The 16,012-nt window shown below is 59.2% G+C and carries 14 protein-coding genes and 2 pseudogenes; 9 read left to right on the top strand and 7 right to left on the bottom strand.

Going from position 1 to position 16,012, the window contains the following annotated elements:
* The first annotated feature begins 106 nt into the window (after positions 1–106).
* From ACP7BN_RS12515 to ACP7BN_RS12505, 3 genes and pseudogenes are all read left to right on the top strand, one after another.
* Positions 107–478 (top strand): DUF6124 family protein, encoded by a 372-nt coding sequence (locus ACP7BN_RS12515; RefSeq protein WP_426204440.1) that lies wholly within the window; start codon positions 107–109, stop codon positions 476–478.
* Positions 479–670: 192 nt separating this feature from the next.
* Positions 671–2,854 carry a cytochrome D1 domain-containing protein gene (locus ACP7BN_RS12510; RefSeq protein WP_426204438.1) on the top strand — a complete coding sequence of 728 codons (2,184 nt, stop codon included), beginning with the start codon at positions 671–673 and terminating at the stop codon, positions 2,852–2,854.
* Between the two features lie 50 nt (positions 2,855–2,904).
* Positions 2,905–3,069, top strand: a pseudogene (locus ACP7BN_RS12505) (DUF6124 family protein); the annotation flags it as partial.
* A 42-nt stretch (positions 3,070–3,111) separates the two neighbouring features.
* Here the strand turns inward: ACP7BN_RS12505 and ACP7BN_RS12500 are convergent.
* Together ACP7BN_RS12500 and ACP7BN_RS12495 are read right to left on the bottom strand one after the other, a co-directional pair.
* A pseudogene (locus ACP7BN_RS12500) lies at positions 3,112–3,243 on the bottom strand (helix-turn-helix transcriptional regulator); the annotation flags it as partial.
* A 52-nt stretch (positions 3,244–3,295) separates the two neighbouring features.
* Positions 3,296–3,799: a VOC family protein gene (locus tag ACP7BN_RS12495; RefSeq protein WP_426204436.1), complete on the bottom strand. Its 504-nt coding sequence runs from the start codon at positions 3,797–3,799 to the stop codon at positions 3,296–3,298.
* Between the two features lie 147 nt (positions 3,800–3,946).
* On the opposite strand from ACP7BN_RS12495, the gene ACP7BN_RS12490 reads away from it, so the two are divergent.
* Both ACP7BN_RS12490 and ACP7BN_RS12485 read left to right on the top strand, forming a co-directional pair.
* A complete protein-coding gene (locus ACP7BN_RS12490) occupies positions 3,947–5,290 on the top strand; it encodes an XAC2610-related protein (RefSeq protein WP_426204434.1) in 1,344 nt (447 codons plus the stop codon).
* A gap of 28 nt (positions 5,291–5,318) precedes the next feature.
* The gene (locus tag ACP7BN_RS12485; RefSeq protein ID WP_426204432.1) at positions 5,319–5,711 is read left to right on the top strand and encodes a GFA family protein; all 393 of its coding nucleotides are present in this window, start codon (positions 5,319–5,321) and stop codon (positions 5,709–5,711) included.
* 36 nt (positions 5,712–5,747) lie between these two features.
* Here ACP7BN_RS12485 and ACP7BN_RS12480 read toward each other — a convergent pair whose 3' ends face one another.
* Positions 5,748–6,578, bottom strand: a complete 831-nt coding sequence (locus tag ACP7BN_RS12480; RefSeq protein WP_426204430.1) for an alpha/beta fold hydrolase — start codon at positions 6,576–6,578, stop codon at positions 5,748–5,750.
* A 209-nt stretch (positions 6,579–6,787) separates the two neighbouring features.
* Here ACP7BN_RS12480 and ACP7BN_RS12475 point away from each other — a divergent pair, with 209 nt between their 5' ends.
* From ACP7BN_RS12475 to ACP7BN_RS12460, 4 genes are all read left to right on the top strand, one after another.
* Entirely contained in the window at positions 6,788–7,243 is a 456-nt protein-coding gene (locus tag ACP7BN_RS12475; protein ID WP_426204428.1) for a (2Fe-2S)-binding protein, read from the top strand.
* Positions 7,244–7,255: 12 nt separating this feature from the next.
* A complete protein-coding gene (locus ACP7BN_RS12470) occupies positions 7,256–9,418 on the top strand; it encodes a molybdopterin cofactor-binding domain-containing protein (RefSeq protein WP_426204426.1) in 2,163 nt (720 codons plus the stop codon).
* A gap of 1 nt (position 9,419) precedes the next feature.
* Positions 9,420–9,998, top strand: a complete 579-nt coding sequence (locus tag ACP7BN_RS12465) for a hypothetical protein (protein WP_426204424.1) — start codon at positions 9,420–9,422, stop codon at positions 9,996–9,998.
* 63 nt (positions 9,999–10,061) lie between these two features.
* The gene (locus ACP7BN_RS12460) at positions 10,062–11,027 is read left to right on the top strand and encodes a sensor domain-containing diguanylate cyclase (protein WP_426204422.1); all 966 of its coding nucleotides are present in this window, start codon (positions 10,062–10,064) and stop codon (positions 11,025–11,027) included.
* A 463-nt stretch (positions 11,028–11,490) separates the two neighbouring features.
* On the opposite strand, the gene fabI is transcribed toward ACP7BN_RS12460, so the two are convergent.
* Genes fabI through ACP7BN_RS12440 form a run of 4 tightly spaced genes read right to left on the bottom strand, consistent with a single transcriptional unit; the run spans position 11,491 to position 16,011 of the window.
* A complete protein-coding gene (gene fabI, locus ACP7BN_RS12455; protein ID WP_150802880.1) occupies positions 11,491–12,285 on the bottom strand; it encodes an enoyl-ACP reductase FabI in 795 nt (264 codons plus the stop codon).
* 19 nt (positions 12,286–12,304) lie between these two features.
* Positions 12,305–13,915, bottom strand: a complete 1,611-nt coding sequence (locus ACP7BN_RS12450; protein ID WP_426204421.1) for an ABC transporter ATP-binding protein — start codon at positions 13,913–13,915, stop codon at positions 12,305–12,307.
* A 1-nt stretch (position 13,916) separates the two neighbouring features.
* A complete protein-coding gene (locus ACP7BN_RS12445; protein ID WP_420649415.1) occupies positions 13,917–14,936 on the bottom strand; it encodes an ABC transporter permease in 1,020 nt (339 codons plus the stop codon).
* A gap of 1 nt (position 14,937) precedes the next feature.
* On the bottom strand, positions 14,938–16,011 hold the full coding sequence (locus ACP7BN_RS12440; RefSeq protein WP_426204418.1) for a microcin C ABC transporter permease YejB: 1,074 nt from the start codon (positions 16,009–16,011) through the stop codon (positions 14,938–14,940).
* Position 16,012 lies beyond the last annotated feature (1 nt).

Below are 16,012 nucleotides of genomic sequence, written 5' to 3'. Positions count from 1 at the left end.
GGTGTGCCGGATCCCTTGATTTCCGGTCGGTCAACCCGCGCACAGCTGCCACCTTCATTCGTTTGACCGCGAACGGTTGCAGCTCCATCAATCAAGGAGCTTCACCATGATCAAACCAACACCAAACCCACCCGAAACCGACACAACCACACCCTACGAATCCCTCGATTCAAAGAAATTCCACGAAGCCGCCGAACGCGCTCTCGATCATTACCTCAACCCGTTCCTGCCACGCAAACCCGCGCTCAAGCCCAACACCATCTACAAAATTGCCCCCGGCATCGACAGCGAAGAACTGCTGGCCAACGCCTGCGAAACCCTGACCTCGGCCAAAGTCATGGCCAATGATTTCGCCGGCATGCTTGATGCGTCGCAGCGGCATGTGCTGTTGGGGATTGCGCAGTTGATCATGCTGGGGGAACTGGCGGTGAATCGGGTGCTGGATAATCTGGAGTTGAAGGCTGACGAGAGCCTGTAAGCCTGTGCAACTGAAACGGCCCTTCACGGGCCGTTTTTTGTTTCTGCGGGAAAGGCACGCGCATTCGATTCATGACCGCTGGTCGTAAAACCACGCTCACCTGTCAGATCTGACAGGTGACGAATTGCTCTTTTCGCGGTGTGATGAGGCCTGTCCCGAAATCGCTCATGCGCGGCACCTGAGGAGCAAACAATGAATTCCATTCTCATGACAGCGCAGATTACGGCAGGATTGCTGGCGTCGCCCATGTTCATTCCGGGATGGAGGACGCCGCTACTCCCTGCAGGGTTGTTCCACGGGGGCATTCCGCTGGCGATATATTCGCTATCCACGGGCCTGTACATGGTGATTGATCCACCTGCAACGCTGTCCACCACAATGGCAGCCGGTGACTGGGTAGAATTGTGGGTTAACGGTCAACCGACCGGTGTGATCGTTATTATCAAAGTGGGTGAGGAAAACGACCGCATCGCAATCACTCTGCCGTGGGGATGGCTGGTCAATGGTGCAAACACGCTGTTTTATCGGTTGAATCGATTCAGCGGGAATTTCGTGGATTCCAAGCCGGTGCTTGACCTGCTGTTCAATAACCCTGCGCCAACCATCACGATTACCCATCCGGCGAGCATCGGTCCGGGACAGCTGGCAGTCATCACCATCACCATTGGTTACGCGCGGCCGCACGACACGATCACCGTAACCATTGGCACCTGGACCATCACGTTCACCAACCCCGATCCCACCAAGCCGATCATTCACAACCTGACTGCCGCCGACCTTTTGCAGATCGGCGACGGCACCCATTCGGTTTCCGGGATCGCGCGTGATCAATTGGCTAACACTGGTCTGTCGGCGACTACCTCGATCACGATCACCGCCAACCAACAGCTCATTGTTCCCACGCTGACCAACGTGTTGGACCAGAACAACAACGAAGTGCCTCCGAACGCCACCACGCCCAGCACGACACTTACCCTCAAAGGCAAGGCGCATCCACTCCAGCAAGTGGAGATTTATGATGGAAGTGGTCCGAGCGCGGTGCCCAAAGGCATCGAAACCGCCACCTTGAACGGGGATTGGCTGCGTACGATCACCGTACCGGTGGGCCCGCGGCGTTTGTATGCCAAGTCGCGGTACCACCCCACTAACATTTATTCCAATGTGCGTCTGTTGACAGTGGAAGTTGATGTCGTGGTGGCGTTTCTCAATGCTCCTTACTCCGCAACTGCCGGCGCGCAAGTGACGGGTATTGAACTGGTTGTCACGGAAGCGGGAAAGCCGGCTGCGGGGAAAATTGTCACCGTGACGTTGCCGCAGGGATCGACGTTTCCAGGCGATTCAAATGAGGGCATTTTTACGACGGATGCGAATGGAAAGATCGCTTTGACTGGAGTGACGGCGGGTAGCGGGGTGGGAGCATTTTCTATCGAGGCAGTCAGTGGAGGATCGACTGCAAGTGCCGCGTTGACCATTGTGGCGCAGATACCGGTAGGGACGATTTTCCTGAATGACAATCCATACGGCATCGCGATTCGCCCGGATGGTAAGAGCGCATGCGTACTTTGCAGTTATTCCCTGTATGAGATCGATGTTGCGAGCGCAACCGTGCGTCGAAGCAAGACTCAGATAAAGCAGGGCCTTGGAGAGGTCGCTTACAGTCCGGATGGCACATGTATCTACCTCTGCCAGTCCCAGGCGGTTTCGGTTGTAGATGCGCGGACGTTGTTGACGATCGCCGAAATACCAATAATTGGGACGCCGCTCGGGATCGTGCTGAACGAGGATGGAAGCCAAGCGTATGTCACTACTTGGGATGGCGACTCGGTCCAAGTGCTGGACCTCGTCAATCAGGTAGTCGTCAGCACTATACTTGTGGGTCGTTATCCCCGAGGCATTGCCTTGTCCCCAGATGGAGCACTACTGTATGTTTGCAACTACGGAATTGTCACTCCAGGCTCTGTTTCAATAATTAATATCAACACGTTGGCTGTTATTAGGACAATTACTACGAATATCGGCGCCTATGACGTTGCGGTGAGTCCCGGGGGAGATAGCATTTTTGTCTGCGGTTCAAATAACACTCAAAGTTTTGTTCTGCAGTTTGATGGGCTTACGTGGACGCAGACTCGAACTATTTCGGTGACACCAGGAGTGAAGTGTCTCGCGTTGAACCATTCAGGCACGGAAGTCTATTGCACTGGATTAACTACAGATATTGTAACCACTATCGCTACTCAATCGGGACAGGTTATTGGTACGACTGCGGTTGGATCCGAACCTATAATGGTTGCGATCACTGGGGATGACACTCGCGGCCTCGTTATTTGTCGCGTTAGCAAAACGGTAGAGGTCATTGCGCTGTTGCCGTCAGCCTGAAACGCTTGTTGCGAACAGCCACGGCAGAAAAGGGGACGCATTTATTAACCGAAACCCTGACCTCGGCCAAGGTCATGGCCAACGACTTCGCCGGCATGCTCGATGCGTCGCAGCGGCATGTGCTGTTGGGGATTGCGCAGTTGATCATGCTGGGGGAACTGGCGGTGAATCGGGTGCTGGATAATCTGGAGTTGAAGGCTGACGAGAGCCTGTAAGCCTGTGCAACTGAAACGGCCCTTCACGGGCCGTTTTTGTTTTCAGCCGCGATACTGGCCCGGCGTAGTCGCCAAATGCTGTTTGAACGCCCCCTGAAAATGCGCCGCCGCGCAAATGTCCTCGAGACTGAGTAACTCGGTGCAGTGCTCGCGGATGAAATCAGCAGCGCGCTCGCTGCGGCGTGTTTCATTGTTGTTGTTCCCGACAGACCAGGGTCCGAATGTATTAGCTGTGCCCGGCAAACGCCCGTTCGAGTTCGGCGATGTCGAGTTTTTTCATCTGCAACATGGCCTGCATCGCTCGTTGGGATTTTGCCGTGTCGGCGTCGGTCATCATGTGCATGAACGCCACCGGTACGATCTGCCACGACACGCCGAACTTGTCCTTGAGCCAGCCGCATTGCTGCGCCTCGACCGGTCCGCCGGCCGACAGGTTGCCCCAGAAGTGATCGACTTCTTCCTGGTTGTCGCAGTTGACCTGAAACGACACCGCTTCGTTGAACTGGAACACCGGACCACCATTGAGGCCGGTAAAGCCATGGCCATCGAGTTCGAAACTGACGGTCATCACCGAGCCTTCCGGGCGGCCGTGGAATTCCTGGCCGACCTTGCTGTAGTGGGTGAGGGCGGTGATTTTCGAGTGGTCGAAGATCAAGCAGTAGAACTTCGCTGCCGCTTCGGCCTGATCATCGAACCAAAGGCATGGCGTGAGTTTTTGGAAGCGTTGCATGGCAGTCATCCTCGGCAGGTAGACACGCAGGATTAACAGCGTAGTCAGTCTGTAGTCGGCTGGCGCTGCCGTAGATCGACAAGTGCGGGCCACGCCGATTGTCGTTAGACTTGCCGCCCCGATTTTGCCGCAAGGACGCTCTGCATCATGGTTGCCCCTCGTTTGGTTTTTTTAGCCTGCCTGTGTGCTACGGCTTCGGCGACGGCCGCGCCGTTGACCTGCCAGCTCTCCGATCCTGCCCAGAAATACCTCGTCGATGTATTGGTCGCGCAACCGCCAGCGCAGAGCTTCGACCGGGCCCCCGCGCAAATCACCGTGCGGGACAAGGCCAGTCGCGAGGTCTTGCAGCGCATCGATTCTGCCGACGTTTCCGAGCTGTTGCCGGTGGGTGAGCCGGTGCAGGCATTGCGTTGTGATGAGCAGAAACTGGTGGTGTTCGCAGACTTCAACTTCGACGGGCAACAAGACTTGGCCGTGCGCAACGGCAATGACGGCGGGTATGCCGCTGCGTCCTATGACATCTATCTGTCCGATGAATCGAGTCCGGTGCTGGTTCTGAACAAGGGACTTTCGGCGCTGACCCGTGAGCCGCAATTAGGCTTGCTCGAGGTAGATTCGACCGCTAAACAGTTACTCACCCGGTCGAAAAGCGGTTGCTGCTGGCGTCAGAAGGCCGCATGGCAGATGCAGGGAGATACGCCACAGAAAGTGGCCGAGACCATTGAGGTGGCGCAGGCGCCGTCCGAGGCTCACCAGCTGATGCCGGTGGGTTACACAGACATCACGGATCGAGTCTTGCAGGACGGCAAGTGGGTTGAGCAGCGTCGCCTGGAAGGGCCGGTGGGGCTTGCGCCGGTGATGTTGCGCGGCAAGCTCGACGACAAGATTGCTTTTGAATTGTGGTGGCAGGTGCAGGGCGGGGTCTACGTCGGTGAGGTGCGCTACACCCGGGGCGGCAACGGCAAGCCGATTCGGCTGTTCGGTGAAACCTACGAGGATGGCGGCGTAACGCTGCATGAGTTCGACGATCAAGGGCGCCCGACCGGCGATTGGTTTGTGGCAGGCGAGCCTGATGAGCATGGCTTCCAGAGTGGAACATGGAAGAATGGCGAAAAGAGTCGGACCATCTATGCGCGGCCGACGGCGTTCAGGATTGCGCCGCAGAAATTTGCAGCGGCGCAGGGCAGCCAGCGCGAAGGTCGATATGTGTTGGCGACGACGGACGAGCGTTCAGCCTGGCTGACGTTGAAGATCAGCCCGGCGACCGACCAGAACGGGGGCGAAGTCGCGTCTGTTCAGATGGTGATGACGCAACCCGGCAAACCCGCCATTGAAGTTAACGACCAGTGGCCATTGCAGGCGGGTAATCTGATCATCGGTCAGAAAAAACTCGCTGATCCGCTCTATCGTTTGCGCTTGTTCGACGGAGCAGTGAGCGTGGAGGCGGTTGAAAACTATTCGTTGAGCGGAACCTATCTGAAGCAACCCTGAGCGGATATCTATTGAGCGGAGGTGGCGCATGGATCGATTCACTGGCGGTTGCCTGTGCGGCGATGTACGAATCGAGGCTTCAGGGCGACCCTATCGGGTCGGACTGTGCCATTGCCTCGATTGCCGCAAGCACACGGGCGCATTGTTTCATGCGTCGGCGATTTTCCCCGAGACTGCAGTGGTGATTACTGGCGAAACGCGGGACTACGCCGGACGGTTTTTCTGTCCGCGCTGTGGGTCGTCGGTGTTCGGCCGCAGCGGCGATGAAGTGGAAGTGAGTCTTGGCGCGCTGGATGCGCCGGATCAATTGCAACCGAGCTATGAACTGTGGACGTTGCGACGCGAGGCGTGGTTGCCGGCGTTTGCGCTCGCCAGACACTTCGAGCGTGATCGCAATAGGGACGGGCGGCAGGAAGAATAGGGAGTCAGCGTGCTGGCCAGCCTGCTCCCGTTCTTCTTAACCTTTGATAAACGCCAGCAGATCAGCGTTGATCGTTGCCGCCTCGGTAGTCGGCATGCCGTGAGGGAAGCCTTTGTAGATTTTCAGCGTGCCGTTTTGCAGTAACTCCGCTGACAACAGCGCCGAATTTTCGTACGGCACAATCTGGTCATCGTCCCCATGCATCACCAGCACCGGAATCGTGATGCGTTTCAGGTCTTCAGTGAAGTCGGTCTGCGAGAACGCGACGATCCCGTCGTAGTGCGCCTTGGCGCCGCCCATCATGCCCTGACGCCACCAGTTCGCAATGTTCCCTTCTGACGGGGTGGCGCCCGGCCGGTTGTAGCCATAGAACGGCCCGCCGGGAACGTCGCGATAAAACTGCGCGCGATTCGCCGCCAGTTGCGCCTGCAAGTCATCGAACACCGATTTGGGCAAGCCACCGGGATTGCTCTCGGTCTTGACCATCAACGGCGGCACGGCGCTGATGATCGCCGCTTTCAGCACTTTGTCTTCGCCGTGACGCGCAATGTAATGCACCACTTCGCCACCGCCGGTGGAGTGGCCGACATGCACGGCTTTCTGCACACCGAGGTGGCTGACCACTGCAGCAGCGTCATCGGCGTAGTGATCCATGTCGTGGCCGTCCCAGACCTGACTCGAACGCCCGTGCCCGCGCCGATCATGGGCGATCACGCGAAAGCCCTGGGCGAGAAAGAACAGCATCTGCGCGTCCCAGTCGTCCGAACTGAGCGGCCAGCCGTGGTGGAAGTGAATCACTGGCGCGTCTTTCGGCCCCCAGTCCTTATAGAAGATCTCGACGCCATCGTTGGTTGTGACAAATCCCATGTTCGCGACTCCAGGAAAGTGTGGGTGAACAGCCGGTATCAACTGTAGGAGTAATCCGGCAGGCGCACGTCGCGGCATGACCGGTGGTCGCTGCGCCTGGTCAGCAGCGCAAATTGCGCTTAGCTGAAAGGGATAAGCCGAGGCGCGCGCAGGCCTTCCACAGCCGCAGCGACGCCCTTCAGAACACCGTGAGTCTGAGGAAATCCCCGATGCTGACCCTGAACATCAATGGCAAGGATCAGGAGCTCGATGTCCCCGCGGACATGCCGTTGCTCTGGGTTCTGCGCGATGTCGCGCACCTGACTGGCACCAAATTCGGTTGCGGCATGGCCCAGTGCGGCGCCTGCACCGTGCATGTCGATGGCGCGCCGTTGCGCTCGTGTATCACGCCCGCGACCGCCGTCGCCCACGGCCAGAAGATACTGACCATCGAAGGCCTGTCGACCGATGGTTCGCATCCGGTGCAGCAGGCCTGGGCCGAACTTGATGTGGTGCAATGCGGCTACTGCCAGTCCGGGCAGATCATGTCCGCCGCCGCGCTGCTGGCGAAAATTCCCTCGCCCACCGACAGTGACATCGACCAGGCGCTCTCCGGCAATATCTGCCGCTGCGGCACTTACCCAAGAATCCGCGCGGCGGTCAAACGCGCAGCCGAACTCGGTTAAGGGGGATCTGCGATGAACAGTCCTGTATCCCGCAGAGGGTTTCTCAAGGGCAGTGCGCTGTTGGGCAGCGGTCTGGTGATCGCGTTTACGGTGCCCGGCGGCAACCGGTTTGCCATGGCCGCCGAGAATGAGGGCAAGGCGTTTTCGCCAAATGCTTTCTTGCGTATTGCCTCGGATAACAGCGTCACCGTGTTGCTCGGCCACTCGGAAATGGGCCAGGGCATCTGGACTGGCCTGACCATGTTGATCGCCGAAGAACTCGACGCCGACTGGTCGAAAATCCGTGTCGAACACTCGCCAGCCTCGGCCGCTGACTACGGCATGCCGGGGTTTGGCGGAATGCAGATCACCGGCGGCTCGACTTCTACGTGGATGGAGTTCGATCGCTACCGACTGGCCGGCGCCACCGCGCGGCAAATGCTGCTGGAAGCGGCGGCCAAGCGCTTTGGAGTGGCGCCATCGACAATTCGCACCGAGTCCGGCGTGGTGATTGCCGGCGATAAACGCGCGACCTACGGCGAACTGGCGGACGCCGCCGGGCAACTGCCGGTGCCGGATCCGAAATCGATCACTTTCAAGGAAGCCAAGGACTGGAAGATCATCGGCAAACCGACCAAGCGTCTCGACACCCCGGAGAAAATCACCGGCCGTGCCAAATTCGGCATGGACGTGCAGTTTGAAGGCTTGATGACGGCGATGGTCGCCCGCGCACCGGTGTTCGGCGCCACGGTGAAGTCGTTTGATGGCGCCGCCGCGCTGACGATTCCCGGCGTACACAAAGTGCTGCAAGTGCCGAGCGGGGTGGCGGTGATTGCCGATCACTATTGGGCGGCGAAGCTCGGACGCGATGCGCTGAAAGTCGATTGGGATATGGGGCCGCACGCGGATCTGAGCAGTGAAAAAATGCTCGACAGCTTCCGCAAACTGGCGGCGACACCCGGCAGTTCGGCGGCGCAGGCGGGGGACGCCAAAGGCAATTTCGCCAAAGCTGCGAAGAAAATAGACGTCGAGTACAGCGTGCCGTATCTGGCCCATGCGCCGATGGAGCCGCTGAATTGCACGGTGAAGATCAGCGCCGAAAAGTGCGAAATCTGGACCGGCACGCAGTTTCAGACGTTGGATCAAATGGTCGCCGGCAAGATCACCGGGCTGAAACCGGAGCAGGTGGAGATTCACACTGAATTCCTCGGCGGCGGTTTTGGGCGCCGGGCCAATCCGACCTCGGACTTCGTCGCCGAAGCGGTGCAGGTGGCGAAAGCTGCAGGTCTGCCGGTGAAAACCGTGTGGTCGCGTGAAGACGATGTCCGGGGCGGTTATTACCGTTCGATGTTCCTGCATCAGGCGAAGATCGGCCTTGGCGCGGATGGCTTCCCGTCGGCGTGGCAGCATGTGCTGGTCGGGCAGTCGATCATGTCCGGCACGTTCATGGAACAGACCATGGTCAAGAACGGCGTTGACCAGACTTCGGTCGAGGGCGTTTCCGACAGTCCGTACGTCAAGGATCTGGCCCATCATCAGGTCGATCTGCATTCGCCGAAAACCGGGATCGACGTGTTGTGGCTGCGTTCGGTGGGCCACAGCCACACTGCGTTTGTCATGGAATCGCTGATCGATGAAATGGCCACGGCGGCGGGTAAGGATCCGGTCGAGTACCGACGCACTTTGCTAAAGGATCACGCCCGGCATCTCGGTGTGTTGAATCTGGCGGTGGAAAAGGCCAACTGGAAAGCGCCGCTGCCTGACGGCCACGCGCTTGGCGTGGCGGTGCATGAGTCGTTCGGCAGCTACGTTGCGCAGGTCGCGGAGGTGTCGCAGGACAATCTGAAGATCCGCGTGCACCGGGTGGTGTGTGCCGTGGATTGCGGGATTGCGGTCAACCCGCAGAGCATCGCGGCGCAAATGGAGTCGTGCATCACCTTCGGCCTCGGTATGGCGCTGCACAGCAAACTGAGCCTGAAAAACGGCATGGTCGAGCAATCGAATTATCACGACTACCAAGTGCTGCGGCTGAACGAGATGCCAGTGGTCGAGGTGCATATCGTGCCCAGCAGCGACAAGCCCGGCGGTATCGGCGAGGCGGGTGTGCCGCCGACGGCGCCAGCGGTGGCCAACGCAGTGTTTGCCCTGACCGGCCAGCGTCTGCGCGAATTGCCGCTGCAACTGGCGGGGGTGTGAGATGAAACGTCATTTGCTGTTGGGCGCGGTGGTTTTGCTCGGACTGGGCGGGTACGCCTCGGATCTGTTTGCTGACGATCAGCAAGCCTTGAAGGCGTTTGGCACGGTGCAGAAAGTCTTTCAGAGTCCGCGTTGCCAGAACTGTCACATTCCCGGCGATGCGCCGCTGCAATTCGATGCGGGCGTGCCTCACGCCATGAACGTGGTGCGCGGCATGGACGGCAAGGGCGCCGCCGGTCTTCCGTGCGCCACCTGTCACGCCGAGAACAACCCGCCCGCCAGTTATGGCGCGCACACGCCACCGGGGGCGCCACACTGGAGCCTGCCGCCGGCCGCACACAAAATGGCCTGGATCGGCCTGCCGCCAGATCGCTTGTGCGCGATGATCAAGGATCGTGCGAGCAACGGCGACCGCGACTTCGCCGCGCTGCTCAAACATGTCAGTGAAGACAAACTGGTGCTCTGGGGCTGGAATCCCGGGGCAGGGCGCGCGCCGGTGCCAGTGCCGCATGACATCTTTGTCAATCAATTCAAGCTCTGGGCCGATGCTGGCGGGCCGTGCCCGGTGCTCGGCGGTTGAGGTGTGTGAGCCTTGATCGATTTCGGGCTACGCTTAGGCGCATGGACGCAAATGGAGTGTGTGATGCAGGTACCAGGCAAACCCGCGAATGAGGCGGCGAGAATTCAAGTGCTGCATGATCTGAAGCTGCTTGATTCGGCGCCGGAAGAACGCTTCGACAGGCTGACGCGTTTGGCCAAGCGCCTGTTCAATGTGCCGATTGCGCTGGTCACGCTGGTGGACAAGGATCGCCAGTGGTTCAAATCGTGTGTGGGGCTGGACGCCACAGAGACTTCGCGCGATGTGTCGTTCTGCGGCCACGCGATTCTGCAGGATGATTTGCTGCTGGTGCCGGATGCCACGGAGGACGAACGCTTCCACGACAACCCGCTGGTGACCGGAGCGCCGAACATTCGCTTCTACGCCGGTTATCCGCTGACTGTGCCGCATGGCAACAAAATGGGCACGCTGTGCCTGATCGACACTAAACCCCGTGAACTGGACGATGAAGAACGCGCGTTGCTGCACGATTTGGCCGGGATGGCCGAGCAGGAACTGGTCGCGGTGCAGATGGCGAGCATGGACGAGCTGACGCTGCTGTCCAATCGCCGCGGCTTCATGCAATTGGCCCAGCATGCGCTGGATGCTTGTGTGCGTCTGAACCGGCCGGCGACGTTGCTGTTTTTTGACCTGAATGATTTCAAGCAGATCAACGACCTGTACGGCCATGCCGAAGGCGACAGCGCGCTGAAGACCTTCGCCGATGTGCTGCGGATCGCTTTTCGCGAGAGTGATGTGGTCGGGCGTTTGGGCGGGGATGAGTTTGTGGCGTTACTGACCGGGTCCAGCCATATCGAGACCAATCTGGTCATGACGCGGCTCAAGGAAATTCTGGAAGAGCGCAACGCGACGTTGCATCGCGGGTATGCGATTCGTTTCAGCGTGGGGCAGATCGAGTACGACGCGCACAGGCATGAGAGCGTGGATAAATTGCTGGCGGATGCGGATGGGGCGATGTATTTGCACAAGCAGGCGGTCAAGCGCAGTTAGTCTTGGCGATGGTTTTTTTCTGGCTGAGTACATATCCGTTGCTGCGGTAACGGCTTCTTGGGGTTCCGCCCTGACGGCGGGTCACCTTTTCCAAACGCCGAAAAGGTAACCCAAAAGGCTTTACCCTGACGTTCGGCCCACTCGCTTAGGCTCGGGGTTCCTTCGCTCCGGGATTGATCCGGGGGCATCGCCTCCGGTTTGCTGCGCTGCACCTCCTCTCGATGTGTTTGGCTGCGCCAAACGTCGCTGCGCTCCCACCCCCGGATCAATCCCTCCACTCAGCCTGCCGACGGGCGCTTTCGATCAAGAGCTGCACTCGAGCTTGCGCTCATTGTGTTGAGTGGTGAAGGGCGGGTGTACATCAATCCCAATGTAGGAGCTGCCGCAGGCTGCGATCTTTTGATTTTGATCACATAAAAAACCCGCCTGAATTCAGGCGGGTTTTTTATTGGCTAACCGAAGATCACTCTTCGAGGTTGCCCATGGCGGTGGTGTTGAAGCCGCCGTCGACGTACATGATTTCACCGCTGATGCCCGACGCCAGGTCGGAGCACAGGAAGGCGCCGGCGTTGCCGACTTCGTCGATGGTGACGTTGCGACGCAGCGGGGTTTGCGCTTCGTTGGCGGCCAGCATTTTGCGGAAGTTCTTGATGCCCGAAGCTGCCAGAGTACGAATCGGGCCAGCCGATACGCAGTTGACGCGGGTGCCGTCCGGGCCCAGGGAGCCGGCCAGGTAGCGTACGCCTGCTTCCAGCGAAGCCTTGGCCATGCCCATTACGTTGTAGTTCGGCATGGTGCGCTCGGCGCCCAGGTACGACAGGGTCAGCAGGCTGCCGTTGCGGCCTTTCATCATTTCGCGGCCAGCTTTGGCCAGGGCCACGAAGCTGTAGGCGCTGATGTCGTGCGCGATGCGGAAACCTTCACGGGTGGTGGCTTCGGTGAAGTCGCCGTCCAGTTGGTCGCCCGGGGCGAAGCCGACGGAGTGCACGATGCAGTCCAGGCCGTCCCACTTCTTGCTCAGTGCTTCGAAGACCTTGGCGATTTCTTCATCGCTGGCCACGTCGCACGGGAAGCACAGCTCAGGGCTCGAGCCCCAGCCTTGGGCGAATTCTTCAACACGACCTTTCAGCTTGTCGTTCTGATAAGTGAAGGCAAGCTCAGCGCCCTCGCGATGCATGGCGGCAGCGATGCCGGATGCGATGGACAGCTTGCTGGCGACACCGACGATCAGTACGCGCTTACCGGCGAGAAAACCCATGTGTTGCTCCTCTTTCAGGTTATTGCGCAGTGGCTGGTGCCAGAAAAGCGGCTTCCAGCAACTGCTGTGTATACGGATGTTGGGGGGCGGCAAAGATACTTTGCGCGTCTCCCTGTTCGACCACTTGGCCATGCTTGACCACCATCAACTGGTGGCTCAGCGCTTTGACGACAGCCAGGTCATGGCTGATGAACAAATACGTCAGGTTGTACTTGGCTTGCAGCGAGCGCAACAGCTCGACCACTTGCCGCTGCACCGTCCGGTCGAGCGCCGAAGTCGGCTCGTCCAGCAGGATCAGCGCCGGTTTGAGCACCAAGGCTCGAGCAATGGCGATTCGCTGCCGTTGCCCACCGGAAAATTCGTGGGGGTAGCGGTGCCGGGTTTCCGGATCCAGACCTACCTCCTTCAAAGCCGCAATAATCGCCGCTTCCTGTTCTACCGCTGTGCCGATCTTGTGAATCCGCAGACCTTCGCCAACGATATCGCTGACGCACATGCGCGGGCTCAGGCTGCCAAACGGGTCCTGAAACACCACCTGCATCTCGCGCCGCAGCGGTCGAATCTCGTTCTGCGTCAGGCAGTTTAGCTGCTTGCCCTCAAAACGGATGCCACCTTTGCTGCCAATCAAACGCAAAATCGCCAGACCGAGCGTGGATTTACCGGAACCGCTTTCCCCGACAATCCCCAAAGTCTGACCTTGGGGCAGGCTGAAATTGATGCCATCCACCGCTTTGACATGATCAACCGTGCGTTTGAGCAGGCCTTTCTTGATCGGGAACCAGACTTTCAGATCCTCGACCTCAAGCAGCGCTGGCCCGATTTCATTGGTCGCCGGGCCTCCGCTAGGCTCCGCGCCGAGCAATTCCCGAGTGTACGGATGCTGCGGTGAACCGAACAGCTCTGCGCACGATGCCTGTTCGACGATGCAACCGCGCTGCATGACACATACGCGATGCGCAATTCTTCGCACCAGGTTCAAATCGTGGCTGATCAACAGCAGCGACATGCCTAATCGAGCCTGAAGTTCCTTGAGCAAATCGAGGATTTTCAGCTGAACGGTCACGTCCAGCGCGGTGGTCGGCTCGTCGGCGATCAACAGCTCCGGCTCGTTGGCCAGGGCCATGGCGATCATCACCCGCTGACGCTGACCGCCGGACAATTCGTGCGGCAAGGCCTTGAGGCGCCTGTGCGGTTCGGGGATGCCGACCATCTCCAGCAGTTCCAGCGTGCGCCTGGTTGCGATTTTGCCGGTCAGACCTTTATGGATGCCCAGCACCTCGTTGATCTGCTTCTCGATCGAGTGCAGCGGGTTGAGCGAGGTCATAGGCTCCTGAAAGATCATCGCGATCCGGTTGCCACGAATCTGGCGGATGGTTTTTTCTTTCAGCCCCAGCAGGTTTTGCCCGGCGTATTCGATGGTGCCGGACGGATGCCGGGCGAGCGGGTAGGGCAGCAGGCGCAGGATCGAGTGTGCGGTCACCGATTTACCCGAACCGCTCTCGCCGACCAGCGCCAGGGTTTCGCCGCGCTTTATGTCGAAGCTTACGCCCTCTACCACCCGCTGCACGCGCTCGCCGACCACGAATTCAACGGCGAGGTCGCGCACTTCGATCAGATTGTCCTGATTCATTTCACTTCCTCGGGTCGAAGGCATCGCGAGCGGACTCGCCGATAAACACCAGCAAACTCAGCATCAACGCCAACACGGCAAACGCGCTCATGCCCAGCCACGGCGCTTGCAGATTGGATTTGCCCTGCGCCACCAATTCGCCCAGCGACGGACTGCCGGCCGGCAAGCCGAAACCGAGGAAGTCCAGCGCGGTCAGGGTGCCAATGGCGCCGGTCAGGATGAACGGCATGAAGGTCATGGTCGAAACCATGGCGTTGGGCAGAATGTGGCGGAACATGATCGCGCCGTTCTGCATCCCCAGCGCCCGCGCGGCGCGTACGTATTCGAGGTTGCGCCCGCGCAGGAACTCGGCGCGCACCACGTCCACCAGGCTCATCCACGAGAACAGCAGCATGATCCCCAGCAGCCACCAGAAATTCGGCTGGACGAAACTGGCGAGGATGATCAGCAGGTACAACACCGGCAACCCCGACCAGATCTCCAGAAAGCGCTGGCCGGCCAGATCGACCCAGCCGCCATAGAAACCCTGCAAGGCCCCGGCGATCACACCGATGATCGAGCTGCAGACGGTCAAGGTCAGCGCAAACAGCACCGAAATCCTGAATCCGTAAATCACCCGCGCCAACACGTCACGGCCCTGATCGTCGGTGCCCAGCAAGTTGTCCGCCGATGGCGGGGCCGGCGCCGGGACTTTCAGGTCGTAGTTGATGCTTTGGTAGTTGTAGGGGATCGGCGCCCAAAGCACCCATGCGTCTTTGGCCTTGAGCAGTTCGCGGATGTACGGGCTCTTGTAGTTGGCTTCCAGCGGGAATTCGCCGCCGAAGGTGGTTTCGGGGTAGCGCTGAATGGCCGGGAAATACCAGTTGTTGTCGTAATGCACCACCAGCGGTTTGTCGTTGGCGATCAGTTCGGCGCCGAGGCTGGCGCCAAACAGAATCAAGAACAGCCACAGCGACCACCAGCCACGCTTGTTGGCCTTGAACAGTTCGAAACGGCGGCGATTGAGAGGGGACAGGTTCATCTCAATGCTCCCGGCTTTCGAAGTCGATGCGCGGATCGACAAAGGTGTAGGTGAGGTCGCCGATCAGTTTCACCACCAACCCGAGCAGGGTGAAGATGAACAGGGTGCCAAACACCACCGGGTAATCGCGGTTGATCGCCGCTTCGAAGCTCATCAGGCCGAGGCCGTCGAGGGAGAAAATCACCTCGACCAGCAACGAACCGGTGAAGAAAATGCCGATGAACGCCGAAGGAAATCCGGCAATCACCAGCAGCATCGCGTTGCGGAAAACGTGGCCGTAGAGCACGCGATGCCGAGTCAGACCTTTGGCCTTGGCAGTGACCACGTACTGTTTGTTGATTTCATCGAGGAAGCTGTTTTTGGTCAGCAGGGTCATGGTCGCGAAGTTGCCGATCACTAACGCTGTCACTGGCAACGCGAGGTGCCAGAAATAGTCGAGGATCTTGCCGCCCAAACTCAGTTCATCGAAGTTGTTCGAGGTCAGCCCTCTTAATGGAAACCAATCGAGATAACTTCCGCCGGCAAACACCACGATCAGCAGAATCGCAAACAGGAACGCCGGGATCGCGTAGCCGACGATGATCGCCGAGCTGGTCCAGACGTCGAAGTGGCTGCCGTGGCGCGTGGCTTTGGCGATCCCCAGCGGGATCGACACCAGGTACATGATCAGCGTGCTCCACAACCCGAGCGAGATCGATACCGGCATTTTTTCCTTGATCAGGTCGATGACCTTGGCGTCGCGGAAGAAACTGTCACCGAAATCCAGCTGGGCGTAGTTCTTGATCATGATCCACAAACGCTCCGGCGCCGACTTGTCGAAGCCGTACATCTTCTCGATTTCCTTGACCAGCGCCGGGTCCAGACCTTGTGCGCCGCGATAGGCGGAACCTGCCACGGACACTTCGACACCGCCACCGGCGATGCGGCTGGTGGCGCCTTCGAAGCCTTCGAGCTTGGCGATCATCTGCTCTACCGGTCCGCCGGGGGCGGCCTGGATGATCAGAAAGTTGATCAGCAAGATGCCAAACAAGGTCGGGACGATCAGCAGCAGTCGCCGAAAAATGTACGCCAGCATC

It is taken from the genome of Pseudomonas sp. TWP3-1 (assembly GCF_049896625.1).
In the GTDB taxonomy this organism is placed as follows: domain Bacteria; phylum Pseudomonadota; class Gammaproteobacteria; order Pseudomonadales; family Pseudomonadaceae; genus Aquipseudomonas.
Note: the sequence above shows the minus strand (reverse complement) of the source record. Positions and strands in the feature narration are given on the sequence as shown.

Coding starts and splice junctions, on each gene's coding strand:
- fabI (WP_150802880.1), bottom strand. CDS start 12,285: ATGGGTTTTCTCGCCGGTAAGCGCGTACTGATCGTCGGTGTCGCCAGC.
- ACP7BN_RS12495 (WP_426204436.1), bottom strand. CDS start 3,799: ATGCAACGCTTCCAAAAACTCACGCCATGCCTTTGGTTCGATGATCAG.
- ACP7BN_RS12450 (WP_426204421.1), bottom strand. CDS start 13,915: ATGAATCAGGACAATCTGATCGAAGTGCGCGACCTCGCCGTTGAATTC.
- ACP7BN_RS12515 (WP_426204440.1), top strand. CDS start 107: ATGATCAAACCAACACCAAACCCACCCGAAACCGACACAACCACACCC.
- ACP7BN_RS12485 (WP_426204432.1), top strand. CDS start 5,319: ATGGATCGATTCACTGGCGGTTGCCTGTGCGGCGATGTACGAATCGAG.
- ACP7BN_RS12465 (WP_426204424.1), top strand. CDS start 9,420: ATGAAACGTCATTTGCTGTTGGGCGCGGTGGTTTTGCTCGGACTGGGC.
- ACP7BN_RS12445 (WP_420649415.1), bottom strand. CDS start 14,936: ATGAACCTGTCCCCTCTCAATCGCCGCCGTTTCGAACTGTTCAAGGCC.
- ACP7BN_RS12475 (WP_426204428.1), top strand. CDS start 6,788: ATGCTGACCCTGAACATCAATGGCAAGGATCAGGAGCTCGATGTCCCC.
- ACP7BN_RS12490 (WP_426204434.1), top strand. CDS start 3,947: ATGGTTGCCCCTCGTTTGGTTTTTTTAGCCTGCCTGTGTGCTACGGCT.
- ACP7BN_RS12470 (WP_426204426.1), top strand. CDS start 7,256: ATGAACAGTCCTGTATCCCGCAGAGGGTTTCTCAAGGGCAGTGCGCTG.
- ACP7BN_RS12510 (WP_426204438.1), top strand. CDS start 671: ATGAATTCCATTCTCATGACAGCGCAGATTACGGCAGGATTGCTGGCG.
- ACP7BN_RS12480 (WP_426204430.1), bottom strand. CDS start 6,578: ATGGGATTTGTCACAACCAACGATGGCGTCGAGATCTTCTATAAGGAC.
- ACP7BN_RS12460 (WP_426204422.1), top strand. CDS start 10,062: ATGCAGGTACCAGGCAAACCCGCGAATGAGGCGGCGAGAATTCAAGTG.
- ACP7BN_RS12440 (WP_426204418.1), bottom strand. CDS start 16,011: ATGCTGGCGTACATTTTTCGGCGACTGCTGCTGATCGTCCCGACCTTG.